Below are 18,939 nucleotides of genomic sequence, written 5' to 3' on the forward strand. Positions count from 1 at the left end.
TTCCGGGGGGAGCCTCTACCCTGAACGTTCCAATGTTGCTGGCGGATCAAGGCCCCGTTCGGGTTTCGCAAAGCGGCCAGCCGGGGCCAGCGCGGCCAAGCCGGTACAATGGACGGCCCTCACGCTTGAAGTACCCGCGCCGATGGCCTCCAGCGACGACGCCCCCCTGCAGACCCTGTTCCTGCCATTCTCCCAAGGCGCCCTGCGCTGGCCGGAGGGTCCGGTGGCCTTCCTGCGTGCCCGCGACGGTTGGCCGTTGCGCGAGGCCGCTGGCACTCGCGAAGTGCATTGCGAGCAGAGTTTTGCCCCGTTCGCGCAGCCGTTGCAGCAGGCCGCCGGCTGGACCGTCCGTGGCCAGCTGGACGATGCCGCCGGCAAGGGCCGCTACCCGCTGGTGCTGGTGCTGCCGCCGCGCCAGCGTGAAGAGGCGCGTGCGCTTTTCGCCCGCGCGCTGGCGCTGGTCGCCGATGGCGGCCGCATCGTCGCCTGCCAGTCCAACAACGAAGGTGCGCGCTCGGGCGAGGGCGACCTCAAGCAGCTGACCGGCCTTGGCGGGAGCCTGACCAAGAACCACTGCCGCGTGTACTGGACCGCACCGCTGCAGGGCCAGCACGATGCCGAGCTGGCCAAGCGCTGGTCGGCACTGGATGCGGTGCGCCCGATCGTCGGTGGCCGCTTCCTCAGCCGTCCGGGCGTGTTCGCCTGGGACCGCATCGATCCGGCGTCGGCACTGCTGGCCGAACACCTGCCGCCCGATCTGGCCGGGCGCGCCGCCGATCTCGGTGCCGGCTACGGCTACCTGTCGCGCGAGCTGCTGGAGCGCTGCCCGAAGATCACCGCGCTCGACCTGTACGAGGCCGAGCAGCGCGCGCTCGCGCTGGCCGAGCTGAACCTGGCGCCGCCGCCGCGCCCGCTGCCGCTGCGCTTCCTGTGGCAGGACGTCACCGCCGGCATCGAGCCGGGCTACGACGTGATCATCAGCAATCCGCCGTTCCACACGCCGTCGCGCGCCGACCGCCCTGACATCGGCCAGCGCTTCATCGCCGTGGCCGCGCAGGCGCTGCGTCCGGGGGGGCGCCTGTACGTGGTGGCCAACCGCCACCTGCCCTACGAATACACGCTCAACGAGAGCTTCGGTGCGGTGCGCGTGGTCGCCGAGCGCGACGGCTTCAAGCTGGTCGAAGCCGTGAAGGGGAAAGGCCGATGAAGCTGGTCAAGCACATCGCGAACCTGGGCTATGGCAGCCGCAAGCAGGTGCAGTGGATGTTCCGCGAAGGACGCGTCACGGACGCCGACGGCGAGGTGCTGTACGCCGATGACCAAGTGCCGCACGAGGCCATCCGCGTTGATGGCGAGCCGCTGGATCCGCCGGTGGGACTGTCGATCGCGCTGCACAAGCCGGCCGGCTACACCTGCTCGACCAAGGACACCGGCCGCCTGATCTACGACCTGCTGCCGCCGCGTTTCCGCGACCGCGATCCGGTGCTGTCCACGGTCGGGCGCCTGGACCGCGAGACCAGTGGCCTGCTGCTGCTGACCGATGATGGTGGCCTGCTGCACCGGATCATCTCGCCGAAGTCGAAGTTGCCCAAGGTCTACGAGGTGGAGCTGAGCGAGGACCTGCGCGGCGACGAAGTGGCACTGTTCGCCAGCGGCACGCTGATGCTGGAGTCGGAGAAGACGCCCCTGCTGCCGGCTGAACTTGAAGTGCTGGATGCGCGTCGCGCGCGCCTGGTGCTGCACGAAGGCCGCTACCATCAGGTACGCCGCATGTTCGCCGCCACCGGCAACCACGTGCAGGCCCTGCACCGCAGCCGCGTTGGCGGGCTGGACCTGCAGGGACTGGACGAGGGGCAATGGCGGCAGCTCACATCCACCGACCTGGATACGTTGTTCGCTCCATGACCTCCATCACCGCGCTGCCGTTCCTGCCCGACGCCGTCATCTTCGACATGGACGGCCTGATGATCGACAGCGAGCGGGTCTCGCTGGCCTGCTGGAGTGAGGCCGCCGAAGAATTCGGCCTCGGCCTGGACGAGGCGGTGTTCCTGCGCATGGTCGGCCTCGGTGATCGGGATACGCACGCGCTGCTGCGCGCGCAGGGCATCGGGGACAGCGTGATCGAGGCGGTGGCGGCACGCTGCCATGAGCTGTACGAAGCGCGCACGCAGACCGGCCTGCCGCTGCGGCCGGGCATCCTGGAGCTGCTGGAACTGCTGAAGGCGCACGCGATTCCGCGCGCGGTGGCGACCACCACGCGGCAGCCGCGGGCCAACCGCAAGCTGGCGGCGGCCGGACTGCTGCCGTACTTCGATGCGGTGATCACCAGTGGCGATGTGGCGCGGCCGAAACCGGCACCGGACATCTACCTGCTGGCCGCACAGCGGCTGGGGCAGGCGCCCGAACGCTGTCTGGCGCTGGAGGATTCACCGGCCGGTACGCGCGCCGCATTGGCGGCCGGCATGACCGTCATCCAGGTGCCAGACCTGGTGCATCCGGATGAAGCGCTGCGCGCACTGGGCCATCGCATCGTCGGCTCGCTGGTGGACGCGCATGCGCTGCTGCTGCCGCTGCTGCCGAGGTAGCAGCCAACCCTGGTTGGCACTGAGCCGGGCATGGGCCTGGCGCTACATCCATGGCAACCGCTCCGGCAGGTGCCGACCGCTGGTCGGCACCTGTCCCCATCACACCCGCCCGAACACCAGCGCGGCGTTGGTGCCACCGAAGCCGAAGCTGTTGGACATCACCGTATCCAGCTTCTGCTCACGGCTTTCGCGCAGGATCGGGAAGCTCTCCACCTTCGGGTCCAGTTCGGCGATGTTGGCCGAGCCGGCAACGAAGCCATCGCGCATCATCAGCAGGCAGTAGATCGCCTCATGCACGCTGGCTGCACCCAGCGAATGGCCGGACAGCGCCTTGGTCGACGACAGCGGCGGCACCCCATCGCCGAACACTTCGCGGATCGCGTTGAGCTCGGTGACATCGCCCAGCGGGGTCGAGGTGCCGTGGGTGTTGAGGTAGTCCAGCGGACGATCGACGCCCTGCAGTGCCATTTTCATGCAGCGCACCGCGCCTTCGCCGGACGGCGCCACCATGTCGGCACCATCGGACGTCACGCCGTAGCCGATCAGCTCGGCATGGATGTGCGCACCGCGGGCGACCGCGTGGTCGTAATCCTCCAGCACCAGCATGCCGCCGCCGCCGGCGATGACGAAGCCGTCGCGGTCCTTGTCGTACGGGCGCGATGCGCTGGCGGGGGTCTCGTTGAAGCTGGTCGACAGCGCGCCCATTGCATCGAACATCACGCTCATCGACCAGTGCAGGTCTTCGCCGCCACCGGCGAACATGATGTCCTGCGCGCCATGGCGGATCATGTCCGCGGCCGCGCCGATGCAGTGCGCCGAGGTCGCGCAGGCGGCCGACAGCGAGTAGCTGACGCCCTTGATCTGGTAGGCGGTGGCCAGGCAGGCCGAGACCGTCGAGCACATCGTGCGCGGCACCATGTACGGTCCGACCTTGCGCACACCGCGTTCGCGCAGCAGATCGACCGCGCCAATCTGCCATTCGCTGGAGCCGCCACCGGAACCGGCGATCAGGCCGGTACGCAGGTTGCTGACCTGCTCGGCGCTGAGACCGGCATCGGCGATGGCATCGCGCATGGCCAGATAGGCGAAAGCCGCCGCATCGCTCATGAAGCGCTTCTGCTTGCGGTCGATCAGTGCGTCCAGATCGAGATCGACGCGGCCGCCGACCTGGCTGCGCAGGCCCGCTTCGGCGTGGTCGGCCAGCGTGGTGATGCCCGAGCGGCCTTCGCGCAGCGCGGCCGAAACGGTATCCAGATCATTGCCGAGGCAGGACGTGATGCCCATGCCGGTGATGACGACGCGACGCATCAGAAGCTCCCGGTTTCGGTGAACAGGCCGACGCGCAGATCGCGCGCGCTGTAGATTTCGCGGTCATCGACGTACATGCGGGCGTCCGACTGGGCCATTACCAGCTTGCGGTTGATCACGCGGCTGATGTCGATCTCGTAGCGCACGAGCTTGGCCTCCGGCAGCACCTGGCCGGTGAACTTCACCTCGCCACAGCCCAGTGCGCGACCCTTGCCGGGGGCGCCCAGCCAGGTCAGGAAGAAGCCGGTCAGCTGCCACATGGCATCCAGGCCCAGGCAGCCGGGCATCACCGGGTCGCCGATGAAGTGGCAGCCGAAGAACCACAGGTCCGGGCGGATATCCAGTTCGGCGCGTACCATGCCTTTTCCATGCGGTCCGCCGTCCTCGCGGATTTCGGTGATGCGATCGAACATCAGCATCGGGTCGTTGGGCAAACGGCCGGCAGCGCTGCCGAACAGCTCACCGCGTGCGCTGGCCAGCAGCTGTTCGCGGTTGAACGCGTGGAGACGGGTCATCAAGCACAATCCTGGAAGCGAAGAACGGGGAAACAAGCGACCGAGGATGCCCGTGGAAACTGCGCCGATCAAACATTTCAACCGTACGCAACCGTAGTGTTTTCAATGGAATACGCGCATCCTGTTGATGTGCAACGACCATACTTCGGCGTGTGGCCAGCCCGGCACGCCCCTGCCTTTTCCGCCTGACATGACCCGACTGCGCAAGATCATCCACGTCGACATGGACGCGTTCTACGCGTCGGTGGAGCAGCGCGATGATCCGTCACTGCGCGGCAAGCCGGTGGTTGTGGCATGGCGTGGCGCGCGTTCGGTGGTCTGTGCCGCCTCCTACGAAGCGCGGGTGTTCGGTGTGCGTTCGGCGATGCCGGCCCTGCGCGCCGAACGGCTGTGCCCGGATGCGATCTTCGTGCCGCCGGACTTCACGCGTTACAAGGCGGTGTCACGCCAGGTCCGCGAGATCTTCCTGCGGCATACCGACCTGGTCGAGCCGCTGTCGCTGGACGAGGCCTACCTGGATGTGACCGAGCCGAAGAGCGGCATCGCACTGGCCACCGACATCGCGCGCACCATCCGCGCGCAGATCCGCGAGGAAACGAACCTGACTGCTTCAGCCGGGATTGCGCCGAACAAGTTCCTGGCCAAGATCGCCTCGGACTGGCGCAAGCCCGATGGTCAGTTCGTGATTCCGCCACAGCGGGTGGATGCGTTCCTGCTGCCATTGCCGGTGAACCGGGTGCCGGGCGTTGGCAAGGTGATGGAGGGCAAGCTGGCCGCACAGGGCATCGTCACCTGCGGCGACCTGCGGCAGTGGGCGCTGGCCGATCTGGAGGAGGCGTTCGGCAGCTTCGGCCGCAGCCTGTACAACCGCGCGCGCGGCATCGACGAGCGTCCGGTGGAGCCGGACCAGCAGGTGCAGTCGATCTCGTCGGAGGACACGTTCGCCGAGGACCTGCTGCTGGAGGACCTGACCGAGGCGATCGTGGAGCTGGCCGCGAAGACCTGGAATGCCACCCGCAAGACCGAGCGCGTCGGTCACACCGTGGTGCTGAAGCTGAAGACCGCCCAGTTCCGCATCCTCACCCGCAGCTTCACCCCGGACCGTCCGCCGGAATCGATGGAGGAACTGCGCGACATCGCGCTGGCCCTGCGCGCCCGCGTCGACCTGCCGGCCGAGACCCGCTACCGCTTGGTCGGCGTCGGTCTCGGTGGCTTCCGCGAAAAGGAACCGGTGGTGCAGGGCGAGTTGTTCGGGCACGACCCAACCCATCCCACAGGCATCTAGTCGTCAGACAATGGGGCCAGAGCCCGCTGCGCAGCAAGCGGACCCATCCCGCCAACCCTCAGCAAGCCCGCTCTTGACGTTGACGTTGAGCAGGTGCAGGGCGCAGCCCTGCAAAAAAAACTCCCCCAACCTTACGGCCACCGCATCTCGCCCTTGGCCACCTTCGCGCTCAGTTCCAGCGATTCCACGCCGGCCAGCGTCGGGTAGCGCGCGCGCATGGCCCGCACCAGCGCCGCGCTGTCCTGCGCCTTCGCCGCCTCGGCATCGAACGCACGGATGTAGTCGGCAGTGAAGCGCAACGCGCTGGCATCCAGCGCCGCACCCGGCGCGTAATGCCCCGGCACCACCACCTTCGGCTTCAGCGCCTGCAACCGCTGCAGGGTCTGCAGCCAGTCGGCGTGCGATTTCGGCGTCTGCGTATCGGCCATCCACACATGCTCGCCGGCCACCACCGGAATGCCGCCGACGATCGCGCGCAGCGACGGCACCCACAGCACGCTGCGGTCCGGGGTCGGGCCATCCAGGCCGATCAGCGGCAGGCGCTCGCCTTCCAGCTGCAGCGCTCCGCCCTCCAGCACCTGCGGCATCACGAGGCGCTTGGGCGCGTCGCTCCCCATCTTCGGGCCCCAGTAGGCCAGCTTGCCGGCCTGGGTCTGCTGGATGTGGGCAACGGTCTGGGCGGTGGCGACGATGCGTGCCTTCGGGAACGCATCCTGCAGCGTGGCCAGGCCGAAGTAGTAGTCCGGATCGCCGTGGCTGATGTAGATCGTGGTCAGCTGCTTGCCACTGGCGCGGATCAGGTCCACCAGCCTGCGCGCGTCGCTGGCGCCGAACTGCGCATCGACCAGGATCGCGTCGTGGCGGCCTTCGATCAGCACCGAGGACACCGAGAACATCGCCTGCGGCCCGGGATGGAAGGTCTGCAGCCGCAGCTGGGATTGGGGCGCAGTGGCGTGCGCCGGGGAGGCCGGCGCGGCCAGCAGCGGGGCACTGGTGAAACTGGCGGCCAGTGCGAAGGGAAGCAGCAGGGCAGCGGTGCGCATGGGCAATTCCTTGTGTCGGATGGGGAGCCGAGCGTGGGCTATGCCGGGCGTCCTTGCCCGGCCCCCTACGGGCCGTCGCAAGCGACGTTGGCAACGGCTCCTGCCGTTGCCTTCGGCTACAGGGCACGGGCGTCGATCAGTACGCTGCCGTGATGATCTGCTTCGGGTACTGGTGCGCTTCCAGTTCGGCGACGAAGGCGGCGCCGTAGTCGGCGTAGCTGATGCGGCTGTGGCCGCTGGCGTCGGCGAGGAAGGCCTTGGGCTGCACGCGGTACTGGCCACGTTCTTCGCCCGGGCCGATTTCGGCGGCCGGCGAGAAGAAGGTCCAGTCCAGGTCATCCACCGCCTGCAGGCGCTTGAAGGCTTCGCGGTGGGCCAGCGCGTACGGCTTGTAGGCCTCCGGGAAGTTCGGGGTATCGACCAGCTGCACGCCCGGCGCGACTTCCAGGCTGCCGGCGCCGCCGACCACCACCAGGCGCGGCACGCCGGCCTTGCGTGCGGCCGCGGCCAGCTGCGCGGCGACCTCGCCGACGCGGCCGATGTCATCGCCCGGACGCGGGCCGTAGGCGCTGGCCAGCACGTCGTGGCCGGCGATGGCGGCGACCAGTGCGTCCTGGTCATCCAGCGAAGCGATCACCGGATGCGCGCCGGCCAGCTCGGCCGGCAGATTCTGTGCGCTGCGCGCGATGACAGTGAGTTCATGGCCGTGGGCCAGCGCGTGGCGGGCGATCTGGCGGCCGATATTGCCGGTGGAACCAACGAGGGCGATCTTCATGGCCGGACTCCGTAGGGCGGTGTGGGGTGGGAATGGGGCCACTCTAGGCCGCTGCAGTCGCTCGAGAAACAGCGTATAACGCGCTTGTTTGTTGCAGGAATCGAGCAGATGGACCGATTGACCGCCATGACCGTGTTCGTCGAGGTGGCCGAGCGCGGCAGCCTCACCGCCGCCGCCGAGGTGCTGGACATGTCGCGGGCGATGGTCACCCGCTACCTGGCCGAGGTTGAGGGCTGGCTGGGCGCGCGCCTGCTGCACCGGACCACGCGCCGGATCAGCCTGACCGGCCCCGGTGAGGCGGCGCTGGTGCGCTTCCGGCAGATGCTGGCGATCGGCGAGGAGCTGCAGGGCGAACTGGCCAGCGACGATCCCGAGCCGCACGGCACGCTGCGGGTCACCGCCAGCGTGTCGTTCGGGCAGAGCCATCTGGCGCGCGCGGTGGCCGGCTTCGTCGCACGCCATCCGGCGGCGCGCATCGAACTGCTGCTGGTCGACCGCACGGTGAACCTGGTGGAAGAGCGCGTGGACCTGGCGGTGCGCATTGCCCGCCAGATCGATCCCAGCCTGATCGCACGGCGGCTGGCGACCTGCAGTTCGGTGCTGTGCGCGACCCCGTCGTACCTGCAGACACGGGGCACGCCGACCGCACCGGAACACCTGGCCGCGCACAACTGCCTGACCCATCACTACGTCGGCAAGAGCCTGTGGCAGCTGCACCGCGATGGCCGTTCGCTGTCGGTGGCGGTGGGCGGCAACATCAGCGCCAACGAAGCCTCGCTGCTGCTGGAAGCGGTGCGCGCCGGCGCCGGCATCGCCATGCTGCCGACCTACCAGGTGGCGCCGCTGCTGCGCAGTGGTGAACTGATCGAGCTGCTGCCCGAGTTCAGCCTGGACGAACTCGGCATTCATGCCGTGTACGCATCGCGGCGCCAGCAGCCCGCTATCATGCGGCGATTCTTGGATTTTCTGGGCGAGTGTTTCGCCAGCCCGGCCTTCCAGGATCTGGACTGGCGCCCACCGGGCAAGGAGCACGCATGAACCATGGACAGGCCCTGATCGATCACAACCGTGCTGCCTGGGACCGCCAGGCCAGCGAAGTGCGCGAGTGGTCGCGCCCGGTGGATGGCGCAACGATTGCCGCCGCACGCGAGGGCCGCTGGCAGGTGCATCTGACCCCGCGCCCGTTGCCGCTGGACTGGCTCGGCGATGTGCGCGGCCGCCGCATCCTGTGCCTGGCCTCTGGTGGCGGCCAGCAGGCGCCGGTGCTGGCCGCGGCCGGGGCCGACGTCACCGTGTTCGATCTGTCCGATGGGCAGCTCGAACAGGACCGGCAGGTGGCGGCGCGTGATGGCCTGCAGCTGCGTACCGTGCAGGGCGACATGCGCGATCTGCACGCCTTCGCCAACGACAGTTTCGATGTGGTGTTCCAGCCGATCTCGAACCTGTATGTGCCCGACGTGCGCCCGGTGTGGAGCGAGTGCCATCGCGTGCTCACCCGCGACGGCATGCTGATGGCCAGCTTCTACAACCCGGTGCTGTTCGTCGGCGCCCGCGATCCGCAGCTGGATGCGCAGGGTCTGATCCGGCCGCAGTACGCCATTCCGTATTCCGACCTGGAAGACCTGTCGCCGGCCGAACGTGAGGCCAAGCTGGCCCGTGGCGATGCGTTGACCTTCGGCCACAGCCTGACCGAACTGATCAGCGGCCAGCTCGATGCCGGCTTCGTCATCGATCGCTTCATGGAAGACTGGCAACCGCAGCCGCGCTTCCTGATCGACCGCTTTCTGCCGACCTTCCTGGCCACCCGCGCGCGCCGGATCGGCTGAGGCGGATCCGGCGAAAAAGATGGGCGGCGTACAATGGACGGTCCCACGTCGTAGAGGTGCCGTCCCTTGTCGTATCCCTATCCGCTGGTCGTGTTCGATCTTGATGGCACGCTGGTCGACAGCGCTGCCGATATTGCCGAAGCACTGAACCGCACACTGGAAGACATCGGCATGGCACGCGTGCCGGAGGCCACCGTGCTGGGCTGGATCGGCGACGGTGTGCGGCGGCTGGTCGAGCAGGCCGTGCACGCTGCCGGTCGCGAGGTCGATCTGGCCGAGGTGATGCCGGTGTTCATGGTGCACTACCGTGAGTGCCTGCTGCGCAGCCCGCGCCTGTTCGATGGCGTGGCCGAAGCGCTGGCGCAGCTGCGCGCACGCGCTGTGCCGCTGGCCATCTGCACCAACAAGCCCGAAGCCCTGGTGTCGCCGCTGCTGCAGCACCTGGGCATCGGTGATGCGTTCGCGCTGGTGCTGGGCGGTGATTCGCTGCCGCAGCGCAAGCCCAGCGGCGAACCACTGCGGCACATCGCCGCTCACTTCGGGCTGCCGGTGGACGCCTGCCTGATGGTCGGTGATTCGTTGACCGACTACCGCGCCGCCGAAGATGCCGGCATGCCGATCGCGCTGGTGCGCTACGGCTATCCGCGCGGCCTGGACCTGGCCACCGCGCATGCGGTGGCGGTGATCGACGACCTGCGCGAACTGCCGGGGTTGGCCGCCGGCATTCCGGTGTAGCGGTAGATCGACGCCATGCGTCGATGGAAAGAGCGCCGGGATTGCCCGGCGCGTTTCCTCATTTCGGCTGGTAACGCACGCTCAGCTGGTACTCGCGGCCGGGCTGGTTGAACCACGCCACGGTCTCGTAGCGGCGGTCGAACACGTTGGCGGCACGCGCCAGCAGCGACCACGCCGGCGTCAGCGCGTACTCGGCGCGCAGATCCAGCGTGCCGTAGCCGCCGACCTTCACCGCGTTGGCGGCATCGTCGTAGCGCTTGCCCGCACCCTGCACGGTCAGCCCGGCGCGGAAATCACCAAAGCGACGGTCGATGTCCATCCGCGCGGTCTGCTGTGCACGGCGAGGCAGCCAGTTGTCGAACTGGGTGCTGCCGTGGGTACGGTTGCGCGGGTCGGTGTAGCTCAGCTGCGCATTGATGTCGAAGCCGGACAGCAGCGCGCCACCGGTCAGTTCAGCACCACGGATGCGCGCCTTCTCCACCTGCTGCATCCTGAAGGTTGCCGCATCGTAGGTGATCAGGTCATCGATGCGGGTCTCGTATACATCCAGGCCCCAGTGCCAGCCCTGGCCCTGCTGCGAAACGCCCAGGTTGGCACTCTTGGACTTCTCCGGCTTCAACGTCGGCACGCCGCTCCACGGGTCGTACAGATCGCTGAAGGTCGGCGCCTTGAACGCGGTGCCGTAGCTGGCGTTGATGCGCAGGCCGTGATCCAGCTCCATCGCCCAGCCGACGCTGCCGGTGGCGTGGTTGCCGAACTGCTGGTTGTCGTCGTTGCGCGCGCTGGCCTGCAGCTGGTGGCGGCCGAAGCGGCCCTGGTACTGCACGAACACGCCGGTGTTGCGGCGACTGTCGACCACGTAGCCGGCGCTGCTGCCGTCCAGGTTGTCTTCGCTCCAGTCCACGCCGACGCTCAGCAGCTGGCCCTCGGCCACGCCGAAATCACCCTGCAGCGAGGCGCTGTTGCGGTGCGTCTGCGCGCTGCCGCGGGCACCGAAGTCGCCGAAGTTGTCCGACTCGTTGTCGCTGCGGCCGACGTTGGCGGTGACGGCCACGCGCTCCGAAGGCGTGTAGCGCACCTTGCCGGCCAGCACCTGCTGGCGGGTTTCCGAATAGTTGTAGTAACCGTCGTAGTGATTCTTGCCGTCGGCGCGCAGGGCGCTGCCTTCCACATTCCACTGGTCGTTGAAGGTGTAGCCACCACGCAGGCTCTTGGACAGGTTGCGGTAACCGTCGCGGTCAGGCTCATCGGCGAAGCAGCCGGTAAACAGCGTGGCCGAGCCACGGCAGGCATCGATGCCATCGGAATGCTGGTAGGCGATGTCGGCGCCGAACCAGCCGCGCTCGGTGCCGCCACCGATGCCACCGCTGGCTTCGCGCAGGCCATTGCTGCCGCCACCGAGCTGGAAGTGCGGGGCGAAATCGCCCTGGTTGCGGCGGGTGAAGATCTGGATCACGCCACCGATGGCGTCGGCACCGTACAGGCTCGACTGCGGACCGCGCACGATTTCCACGCGCTCGATCTGTGCCAGCGGCAGGTCCTGGTACATGGCCAGGCCGAGGTCGGCGCTGTTGATGCGCACGCCGTCGACCAGCACCACCGTGTGGCCCGAATTGGTGCCGCGCAGGAACAGTGAGCTCTGCTTGCCGAGGCCGCCGGCATTGGTCAGGTTGATGCCGGCGCGGCCGCGCAGCAGCTCCTGCAGCGAGGTGGCTTGGCTGGCTTCGATCTGCGCACGGTCGATCACCTGCGCCGGCGCGATGCTGTCCTGCAGGGCGATCGGGGTGCGGGTGGCGGTGACCAGGATCTGGTCGAGCGCGGTGGTGTCTTCGTTGGCCTGCGCCAGCGCGGGCAGGGCGGCCAGCACGGCCAGGGACAGCATTCGGGACTGCAGCTTCATCGGGGGACTCCAGGTGCCACGCACGCCCGCGCAGCGAAGGGGAGGAGTCGCGAAAGCAGGCAGCGCCGATGCCGCAGCACAGGCCACGGGCAGCCAGCGCCATGCCCACCGCATCGCGACCTGAGGCTTCCGGGCCGGTCTCCGGGCTTGCCGCCGGGTGGCGCGAGGCCACCGTCCAGGCGCCTTCCCATGCGCGCGGCACAGTGGCGGTATTGCCTGGAACTGACGTGCTTACCGTTGCGGGGGCAGCGCCGGCCTGGCGTGGAATCACGCGTCACCGGCTTCCCGTTTCAACCTGCCGGCCACGGCCGCAGGTCACCTGGAAGTGCGCGCAGTCTACGGCATCGCAGGCAGTCCCGTTGCGCCACGACTGCTCGCCTGCCTCGACCGTGCCTTTAGAATGGTTGTTCGATCCCGTGGTGCCGTTGCCGATGTCCGCCCGTTTTCCGCTGTACCTGTGTCGCCCGTCCGGGACGCACGCATGATCCTCGACCTGGTCCGCCATGCCGGCAATGGCCGTGATGAATACCTTGATGGCCGCAGCGACCCACCGCAGCTGGCCGGCCTGCCGCAGGAACTGATTGAGGCCTATGCCGCGCAGCCCTGGGAACGGGTGATCAGTTCGCCGCGATTGCGCGCACTGCACACCGCCATGGCGCTGGCCACGCCGCGCGGGCTGGATGTGGAAGCGGATGAGGAATGGGAAGAGCTGGATTTCGGCGATTGGGATGGGCAGTCGCTGTTCGACCTGCCGGAGGATGCACTGGCGGCCTTCCACGCCGATCCGCATGCATTCCCGCCGCCCAACGGCGAGAGCTGGGGGCATTTCGAGCGGCGCATCGCGCGCGCACTGGATCGACTGCTTGACGACGATGACCCGGTGCCGACGCTGGTGGTCAGCCACGGTGGCCCGCTGCGCATGGTGCTGTCGCAGGTCTGCGGCCTGCCGATGTCGCTGTGCTGGGCGCTGCGCATCGACCACGGCACGCGCCTGCGGGTCTGGCTGGAGCGCGGTGAGGCCGGGCTGGTGGGGGAGCTGCTGGAGCTGCAGCAGCCGTAACCCATCGGTAGTGCCGGCCGCTGGCCGGCATCCCCACAAACGTGGAGGCCTCAATCCTCGTCGGTGCCGTCGGTCGCGCTGTCCTCAGCGTCATCGTCGGCATCGAAGCGCTGCTCATGCACCGGGCCCGAGGCCGGGCCGGCGGCCTTCAGCGGGTGCGCGGCGATGCGTGCTTCGTAGTCCTGCACCAGCACTTCGCGCTGCGGCTCGCTCAGCTCCTGCCAGTGGCAGTCGAGCAGTGCCCCTTCCAGCGAGTACAGCAGGTTCAGGCTGGGCTTGAAGCCGGCGCGCTTGACCTTGACGAAGGCACCGACCGCACCGATCGCGACCAGGTCCTCGCGGCTGCGCAGGCCGACCTGGCGCAGCCACGCTGCACTTTTCGGGCCGATGTTGCGCAGCTTCGGTGCGCTCATCCCAGCGCCTCGACGAACACGCGGGCGATGGCTTCCAGCGCGGCCTGGTCGTCAGCATCGAAGCGACCGACCTTCGGGCTGTCGATGTCGAACACGCCGATCAGTTCATCGCCGCGCAGCAGTGGCACCACCAGTTCCGAGCGCGAAGCCGAATCGCAGGCGATATGGCCGGGGAAGGCGTCGACGTCCTCCACGCGCTGGGTCACGCGCTGGCTGGCAGCGGCACCGCACACGCCCTTGTCCAGCGGAATACGCACGCAGGCCGGCAGGCCCTGGAAGGGGCCGACCACCAGCTCCTTGCCGTCGTACAGGTAGAAGCCAACCCAGTTCAGGTCGGGCAGGGCGTGGTAGACCAGCGCAGAGAGGTTGGCCGCGTTGGCGATGCGGTCGGACTCGCCGTAGACCAGGCCTCGGGCCTGTTCCAGCAGCTGGGCGTATTGTTCCGGCTTGCTGCCGGTAAGCGAGGCATTGGCGAACATGCACGCAGTCTAGCAAGCGCGCCCGGCCGGCGATAATGCACACACTGTTGCCCTGCTGGAGCCCTTCGATGCCGTTGCCCACCCCGCTGCCGCCCGCCCTGTTCGTGACCGGCACCGATACCGAGATCGGCAAGACCGCGGCCAGCACGGCGCTGCTGCATGCGCTGCGCCGGCGCGGCCTGCGCGCGGTCGGCATGAAGCCGGTGGCCAGCGGCAGTGAAGACCTGGGGCAGGGCCTGCGCAACGAGGACGCGCTGGCGCTGCAGGCGGCCAGCTGGCCGGTGCCGGACTACGCGGACCTGAACCCGTATGCGCTGCGGCAGCCGCTGGCGCCGGAGCTGGCGGCGGCCGAGGACGGCGTGCAGGTGGAGCTGGCGCCGATCGTCGCCGCGTTCGAGCGCCTGCGTGCGCAGGCTGACATCGTGGTCGTGGAGGGTGTGGGCGGCTGGCTGGCGCCGGTCTCGGCCTCGCTGGATCAGCTCGATCTGGTACGTGCGTTGCAGCTGCCTGTGCTGCTGGTAGTGGGCATGCGGCTGGGCTGCGTCAACCACGCGCGGTTGACCGCGCAGTCGCTGCAGGCCAGCGGCGTGGAATGCCTGGGCTGGATCGGCAACCACATCGACCCGGCCATGCAGCGCCAGGATGAAAACTTCGCCACGCTGCGGCAGCGTCTGCTGATGCCGTGCTGGGGGCGTTTGCCGTACCTGCCGGGTGCGGATGGCCCGATCCTGAGCACGCACCTGAGCGATTGACCTGGCGTCTGCAGAACCGGGCCCATGCTCGGCTCAGCGGGGACCGTCAGGGCAGGGCAGCCAAGCGTTGGCTCGGCTCTATAGAAGCTGGCGCGCCGCCAGCTCCCGTGCGAGCGCGCCCAACCGCTCCACCGCGCCAACGAAGCGCGCATCCAGGGTCTGGCAGCACGACAGCCGCAGGCAATGCCGGTAGCGTGCGCCGCGCGAATACACCTGGCCGGGCATGAACACGATGTCCTCGCTCAATGCATGCTCGAACAGTTCGCGCGTATCGATGCCCGGCAGTTCCAGCCACAGCAGGAAGCCGCCCTGCGGTTCAGTGGCGCGGGTGCCGACCGGGAAGTGTTCGGCTACCAGCTGGCGCAGCCGCCCCACCTGTTCGCGGTACAGGCGACGCATGCGATGCAGGTGGTGCTCGTAGCTGCCCGCTTCCAGATAGGCCGCCACCGCGTCACCCAGCAGCTGCGGCTCGCCTCCGGTGGACTGGAACTTCAGCAGTGCGATGCGCTCGGCGAAGCGGCCGCCATCCAGCCAGCCGATGCGGTAATCCGGCGCCAGCGTCTTGGAGAAGCCACCGACCACCATCACCCAGCCGTTGCGATCAAACGCCTTCAGCAAGGGCGCCGGCGGCTCGCAGAACTGCAGTTCTGCGTACACCGCGTCCTCGATCAACGGCAGCTGGCGCGTGTTGACCAGCTCGGCCAGGCGCTGCTTGGCCTCCATCGGCATGGTGCAGCCCAGTGGGTTGTGCACGGTCGGCATCACCACCAGCGCCGCCAACGGCGTGTGGTCCAGCAAGGCCTCCAGCGCGTCGACGTCCAGGCCGTGCTGCGGGTGGGTGGGCAGTTCGATCGCCTGCAGGCCGAGGGTGGCCAGCAACGGGTACAGGTTGAAGTAGGACGGTGCCTCGATGCCGACCGCGTCGCCGGGCTGGGTGACGGCGCGCAGCGCCAGTTGCAGCGCTTCCATCGCGCCGTGGGTCAGCAGCAGGCGTTCGGCGTGCGTATGCAGGCCCATGCGCGGGCCGCGGCGTACGATCTGCGCCAGCAGCCGGGGCGAGCCGTTCGGCCGCGCATAGGTCTCCACCGTCTGCTGGCCGTGACGCAGTACCTGCGCGGTGTGCTTGGCCAGCTGTGCACCGGGGTAGAACTGGCGGCCACGCGGTCCGGCAAAGGCCAGATCGATCACACCGGGGCGACGCTGCGCTTCCAGTACGCGGGCCATCAACACCTGCTGCAGCGGCGCGGTGGGCGCTGAGGGAACATCGCGGAGCGAACGTTCCGGCGCCGATAGTCGCGGCGCCACCTCGAAGCCGGCCTTGGGCCGTGGAATCACCAGGCCGGCGTCTTCCAGCTGGCGATAGGCGGCGATCACCGTGTTCAAGCTGAGCCGTCGCTGCAGCGCCATCTGCCGCAGCGACGGCAGGCGGCTGCCGACTGGCAACCGGCCGCCGTGGATGGCCTCGGCCAGTTCATCGGACAGCCGCTGGTAGCGGGGAGGGATCATCGCGTTCTGGCCATCTGTATCCATCGAATATCCCGCCATCTGGAGCTGTACCCATGATGATGGCGAGGCTAGCATGTCGTTGTCGGACGCGCCTGATCGGTGTGCGGACGATACTGTCCCAGCGCACGGCCGGATGGCCGTGCGTCTTTTTTTGTGTGTAGAGCCGAGCCCGCGTTCGGCTGCTTTCCCTGCCAACGGCAGCCGAGCGTGGGCTCGGCTCTACATAAGCACTGTCAGCGCATCGGCACCAGCACCGCATCGCGCCGGTACAGCGCCGGGAACTGCTTGGCCAGCGCCGCCAGCTTCGGTGCGTCGTAGTAGCGGATGTAGGCGGCCTGCGGGTAGTTGGTCATGTAGTTCTGGTGATACCCCTCGGCCGGGTAGAAGCGCTGGCCGCTGACCAGCTGGGTGACGATCGGTGCACGGTAGCTGCCGGCCTGGCCGAGCTGGGCAATGTAGGCGCGGCTGGCCGCCTGCTGGCGGGCATCGTCGCTGAAGATCGCCGAGCGGTACTGGCTGCCCTGATCCGGCCCCTGGCGGTTGAGCTGGGTCGGGTCGTGCGCCACCGAGAAGAACACCTGCATCAATTGCCCGTAACTGACCTGGCGTGGGTCGTAGTCGATCTTCACCGCTTCGGCGTGGCCGGTCTGGCCGCTGCTTACCCGCTCGTAGTGCGCGTTGGCGGCGCTGCCACCGATGTAACCGGCGACGGCATTGCTCACGCCCTTGACGTGCTGGAACACACCCTGCACGCCCCAGAAGCAGCCACCGGCAAACACCACGCTGGCATGGGTGCCGTCATCACGGAAGGCGGCATCGCCGCTGGGCGCCGGCAGTGCCTTGGCCTGCGCGCTGGCCTCGACCGGCGCCGCGATCGCGCCGTGGTCGACCAGCAGCACGGCGGCGATCAATGCCGTCGCGACCAGGCCGGCAACACCGGCAGCAACGCCCTGTTCAAAGGAGAGTCTCATCATGTCCTCCCGGTTCAACCGAAGGTGAAGGCATAGGCCTGCACGCCCGCGTCGAGGAATTCGATCTCGAAGCGATGCGGGCCGACCGTGCCGCGCTGGCGTACCAGCTGGTACAGGCGGTGCTCATCGACCACGCCACTGCCATCGGCGCTGACATCACTGCCGGCATCGGCGGAGGGCAGCGGCTTGCCGTCCAGCAGGATGCGGAAGCGCACCGGCTTTCCCTCCTGACTCGGCGCCAGCACCAGGTGCAGGTCGCGCGCATGGAACTGGAAGGCAATGCGGCCGCCGGCCTGCTGCAGCTGCGCGGCTTCATCGGTGACGGTCCAGCGCCCGGACAGGCCCCATTGGTTCAGCGTCAGGCGGGCCGGCAGCACGTAATCGAAGGCGGTGTCGCTGCGCTGACCGCCGGGCGAGGCGAACTTCTCGGCGCGGGCATGGCCCAGATAGGTTTCCGGCGAACGCAGGTTGCCCATGTCTGCCTGCTCGGCCACGCCCTTGAGGTCAGCAGCTGCAGGATCGGCGGGCGGCGGCAGATTCGTCTGGCCGGCCTCGATCAGCAGGCGACGGATCACCTGTTCCGAGCGCGCGTAGTTGCCCTCGCCGAACTGGTGGCCGCGGATGTTGCCGTGTGCATCGACGAAGTACTGCGCCGGCCAGTAGCGGTTGTTGAACGCGCGCCAGATCGTGTACTGGTTGTCCAGCGCCACCGGATACGCGACCTTCAGCTGCTGCACCGCCTTCATCACGTTGCGCGGGTCACGCTCGAAGGCGAACTCCGGCGTGTGCACGCCGATCACCACCAGGCCGTGATCGCGGTAGCGCCGCTCCCATTCGTGCACGAACGGCATCGCGCGCAGGCAGTTGATGCAGGAGTACGTCCAGAAGTCGACCAGCACCACCTTGCCGCGCAGCTGCTGTGCGGTCAGCGGGGGGCTGTTGAGCCAGCCGGTGGCGCCGTCCAGTGCCGGCAGGGTGCCTTCCACCGGCAGCGGTGCATCGGCACCGTTGTTGGCGCCCGCCATCATCATCATCGGCGGCGCCGCCGGCTGCGCGCCAGGCACTGCGTCGAGCAGGCCCTGTTCGATGCGCGCGGTACTGAGCGTGGACAAGCGGGTCAACAGGCCGGTGTCCCAGCCCAGGCCGATCGCCACTACCGCCAGCAACGCGGCTACGCCCAATACCTTGCGCAGCACGTCGCCCAGCCCGAGCCGCGCCTGCAGCGCGCGGAACACGCGGCCCCCCACCCAGACCGCCAGCGCCAGCGCGGTGATCGCACCCAGTGCATAGGCCATCAGCAGCATGCTGGTGCCGACGCTGGCCCCGTGCAGGGCGGCGCCGGTCAGCACCAGGCCGAGGATCGGCCCGGCGCAGGGCGCCCACAGCAGGCCGGTGGCGATGCCGATCAGCAGCGAGGTCCACGCGCCGCCATTGCCTGCGGCATCAGCGGCATCAGCGCGCGCGCTCAGCCGCGCACCCACGCGCTGGAACGGCGCCAGCAGATGGTCGGCCAGCCGCGGCCACAGCAATGCCAGCGCGAACAGCGCCATCAGCAGCAGGGCGATCCAGCGTCCGATCTGGTTGGCCTGTGCCACCCATTGGCTGCCCACCGCGGCCAGGCTGGCGACCACGGTGAAGGTAAGTGCCATGCCCAGCAGCAGCGGCAGCGTGCTGCGCAGGAAGGGGCGGTCGGCGCGTGCGAACACGAACGGCAGTACCGGCAGGATGCACGGGCTGAGCAGGGTCAGCGCGCCCCCCAGGTAGGCAAGCAGCAACAGCAGCATGG

The 18,939-nt window shown here is 68.5% G+C and carries 19 protein-coding genes and 1 riboswitch; of the genes, 9 read left to right on the plus strand and 10 right to left on the minus strand.

Annotated features, from left to right (window positions below; translation table 11 throughout):
• The first annotated feature begins 142 nt into the window (after nt 1–142).
• Genes QZ853_RS18345 through QZ853_RS18355 form a run of 3 tightly spaced genes read left to right on the plus strand, consistent with a single transcriptional unit; the run spans nt 143 to nt 2,585 of the window.
• A complete protein-coding gene (locus QZ853_RS18345) occupies nt 143–1,207 on the plus strand; it encodes a class I SAM-dependent methyltransferase (protein ID WP_295576868.1) in 1,065 nt (354 codons plus the stop codon).
• Nucleotides 1,204–1,905 carry a pseudouridine synthase gene (locus tag QZ853_RS18350; RefSeq protein ID WP_008265578.1) on the plus strand — a complete coding sequence of 234 codons (702 nt, stop codon included), beginning with the start codon at nt 1,204–1,206 and terminating at the stop codon, nt 1,903–1,905. The genes QZ853_RS18345 and QZ853_RS18350 overlap by 4 nt, the downstream gene beginning before the upstream one ends.
• On the plus strand, nt 1,902–2,585 hold the full coding sequence (locus QZ853_RS18355) for an HAD family phosphatase (RefSeq protein WP_295576871.1): 684 nt from the start codon (nt 1,902–1,904) through the stop codon (nt 2,583–2,585). The genes QZ853_RS18350 and QZ853_RS18355 overlap by 4 nt, the downstream gene beginning before the upstream one ends.
• Nucleotides 2,586–2,684: 99 nt before the next feature.
• Here QZ853_RS18355 and fabB read toward each other — a convergent pair whose 3' ends face one another.
• Together fabB and fabA are read right to left on the minus strand one after the other, a co-directional pair.
• On the minus strand, nt 2,685–3,893 hold the full coding sequence (fabB, locus tag QZ853_RS18360; RefSeq protein ID WP_295576879.1) for a beta-ketoacyl-ACP synthase I: 1,209 nt from the start codon (nt 3,891–3,893) through the stop codon (nt 2,685–2,687).
• Complete coding sequence (gene fabA, locus QZ853_RS18365; RefSeq protein ID WP_295576893.1) at nt 3,893–4,408, minus strand: 3-hydroxyacyl-[acyl-carrier-protein] dehydratase FabA; 516 nt, start codon at nt 4,406–4,408, stop codon at nt 3,893–3,895. The genes fabB and fabA overlap by 1 nt, the downstream gene beginning before the upstream one ends.
• 190 nt (nt 4,409–4,598) lie before the next feature.
• Between fabA and dinB the strand changes: the two genes are divergently transcribed.
• Nucleotides 4,599–5,693, plus strand: coding sequence for a DNA polymerase IV (dinB, locus tag QZ853_RS18370; protein WP_295576921.1), 1,095 nt, complete (start codon nt 4,599–4,601; stop codon nt 5,691–5,693).
• A 131-nt stretch (nt 5,694–5,824) separates the two neighbouring features.
• On the opposite strand, the gene QZ853_RS18375 is transcribed toward dinB, so the two are convergent.
• Both QZ853_RS18375 and QZ853_RS18380 read right to left on the minus strand, forming a co-directional pair.
• Nucleotides 5,825–6,736 carry an MBL fold metallo-hydrolase gene (locus tag QZ853_RS18375; protein ID WP_295576924.1) on the minus strand — a complete coding sequence of 304 codons (912 nt, stop codon included), beginning with the start codon at nt 6,734–6,736 and terminating at the stop codon, nt 5,825–5,827.
• 136 nt (nt 6,737–6,872) lie between these two features.
• Complete coding sequence (locus QZ853_RS18380) at nt 6,873–7,511, minus strand: NAD(P)H-binding protein (protein ID WP_295576927.1); 639 nt, start codon at nt 7,509–7,511, stop codon at nt 6,873–6,875.
• Nucleotides 7,512–7,619: 108 nt separating this feature from the next.
• On the opposite strand from QZ853_RS18380, the gene QZ853_RS18385 reads away from it, so the two are divergent.
• From QZ853_RS18385 to gph, 3 genes are all read left to right on the plus strand, one after another.
• Nucleotides 7,620–8,549, plus strand: coding sequence for a LysR family transcriptional regulator (locus QZ853_RS18385; protein WP_295576930.1), 930 nt, complete (start codon nt 7,620–7,622; stop codon nt 8,547–8,549).
• Nucleotides 8,546–9,337, plus strand: coding sequence for a class I SAM-dependent methyltransferase (locus QZ853_RS18390; RefSeq protein WP_295576933.1), 792 nt, complete (start codon nt 8,546–8,548; stop codon nt 9,335–9,337). The genes QZ853_RS18385 and QZ853_RS18390 overlap by 4 nt, the downstream gene beginning before the upstream one ends.
• A 66-nt stretch (nt 9,338–9,403) precedes the next feature.
• A complete protein-coding gene (gene gph, locus QZ853_RS18395; RefSeq protein WP_295576935.1) occupies nt 9,404–10,072 on the plus strand; it encodes a phosphoglycolate phosphatase in 669 nt (222 codons plus the stop codon).
• 58 nt (nt 10,073–10,130) lie between these two features.
• On the opposite strand, the gene btuB is transcribed toward gph, so the two are convergent.
• Nucleotides 10,131–11,972, minus strand: coding sequence for a TonB-dependent vitamin B12 receptor (gene btuB, locus QZ853_RS18400; RefSeq protein ID WP_295576938.1), 1,842 nt, complete (start codon nt 11,970–11,972; stop codon nt 10,131–10,133).
• 114 nt (nt 11,973–12,086) lie between these two features.
• Nucleotides 12,087–12,310, minus strand: a riboswitch (cobalamin riboswitch).
• Between the two features lie 143 nt (nt 12,311–12,453).
• On the opposite strand from btuB, the gene QZ853_RS18405 reads away from it, so the two are divergent.
• Entirely contained in the window at nt 12,454–13,032 is a 579-nt protein-coding gene (locus tag QZ853_RS18405) for a histidine phosphatase family protein (protein ID WP_295576941.1), read from the plus strand.
• A 50-nt stretch (nt 13,033–13,082) separates the two neighbouring features.
• Here the strand turns inward: QZ853_RS18405 and QZ853_RS18410 are convergent, their stop codons facing one another.
• Both QZ853_RS18410 and QZ853_RS18415 read right to left on the minus strand, forming a co-directional pair.
• Nucleotides 13,083–13,445, minus strand: coding sequence for a TfoX/Sxy family protein (locus QZ853_RS18410; RefSeq protein WP_295576944.1), 363 nt, complete (start codon nt 13,443–13,445; stop codon nt 13,083–13,085).
• The gene (locus tag QZ853_RS18415; protein WP_295576946.1) at nt 13,442–13,924 is read right to left on the minus strand and encodes a GAF domain-containing protein; all 483 of its coding nucleotides are present in this window, start codon (nt 13,922–13,924) and stop codon (nt 13,442–13,444) included. The genes QZ853_RS18410 and QZ853_RS18415 overlap by 4 nt, the downstream gene beginning before the upstream one ends.
• 68 nt (nt 13,925–13,992) lie before the next feature.
• Here QZ853_RS18415 and bioD point away from each other — a divergent pair, with 68 nt between their 5' ends.
• On the plus strand, nt 13,993–14,676 hold the full coding sequence (gene bioD, locus QZ853_RS18420) for a dethiobiotin synthase (RefSeq protein WP_295576949.1): 684 nt from the start codon (nt 13,993–13,995) through the stop codon (nt 14,674–14,676).
• Nucleotides 14,677–14,754: 78 nt separating this feature from the next.
• On the opposite strand, the gene QZ853_RS18425 is transcribed toward bioD, so the two are convergent.
• The 3 genes from QZ853_RS18425 to QZ853_RS18435 form a co-directional block, all read right to left on the minus strand.
• Complete coding sequence (locus QZ853_RS18425) at nt 14,755–16,206, minus strand: PLP-dependent aminotransferase family protein (protein ID WP_295576952.1); 1,452 nt, start codon at nt 16,204–16,206, stop codon at nt 14,755–14,757.
• 209 nt (nt 16,207–16,415) lie between these two features.
• Nucleotides 16,416–17,153, minus strand: coding sequence for a peptide-methionine (S)-S-oxide reductase MsrA (gene msrA / locus QZ853_RS18430; protein ID WP_295576955.1), 738 nt, complete (start codon nt 17,151–17,153; stop codon nt 16,416–16,418).
• 14 nt (nt 17,154–17,167) lie between these two features.
• A complete protein-coding gene (locus QZ853_RS18435; protein WP_295576964.1) occupies nt 17,168–18,937 on the minus strand; it encodes a cytochrome c biogenesis protein DipZ in 1,770 nt (589 codons plus the stop codon).
• Nucleotides 18,938–18,939 lie beyond the last annotated feature (2 nt).

It is taken from the genome of uncultured Stenotrophomonas sp., from assembly GCF_913778665.1.
GTDB lineage: Bacteria > Pseudomonadota > Gammaproteobacteria > Xanthomonadales > Xanthomonadaceae > Stenotrophomonas.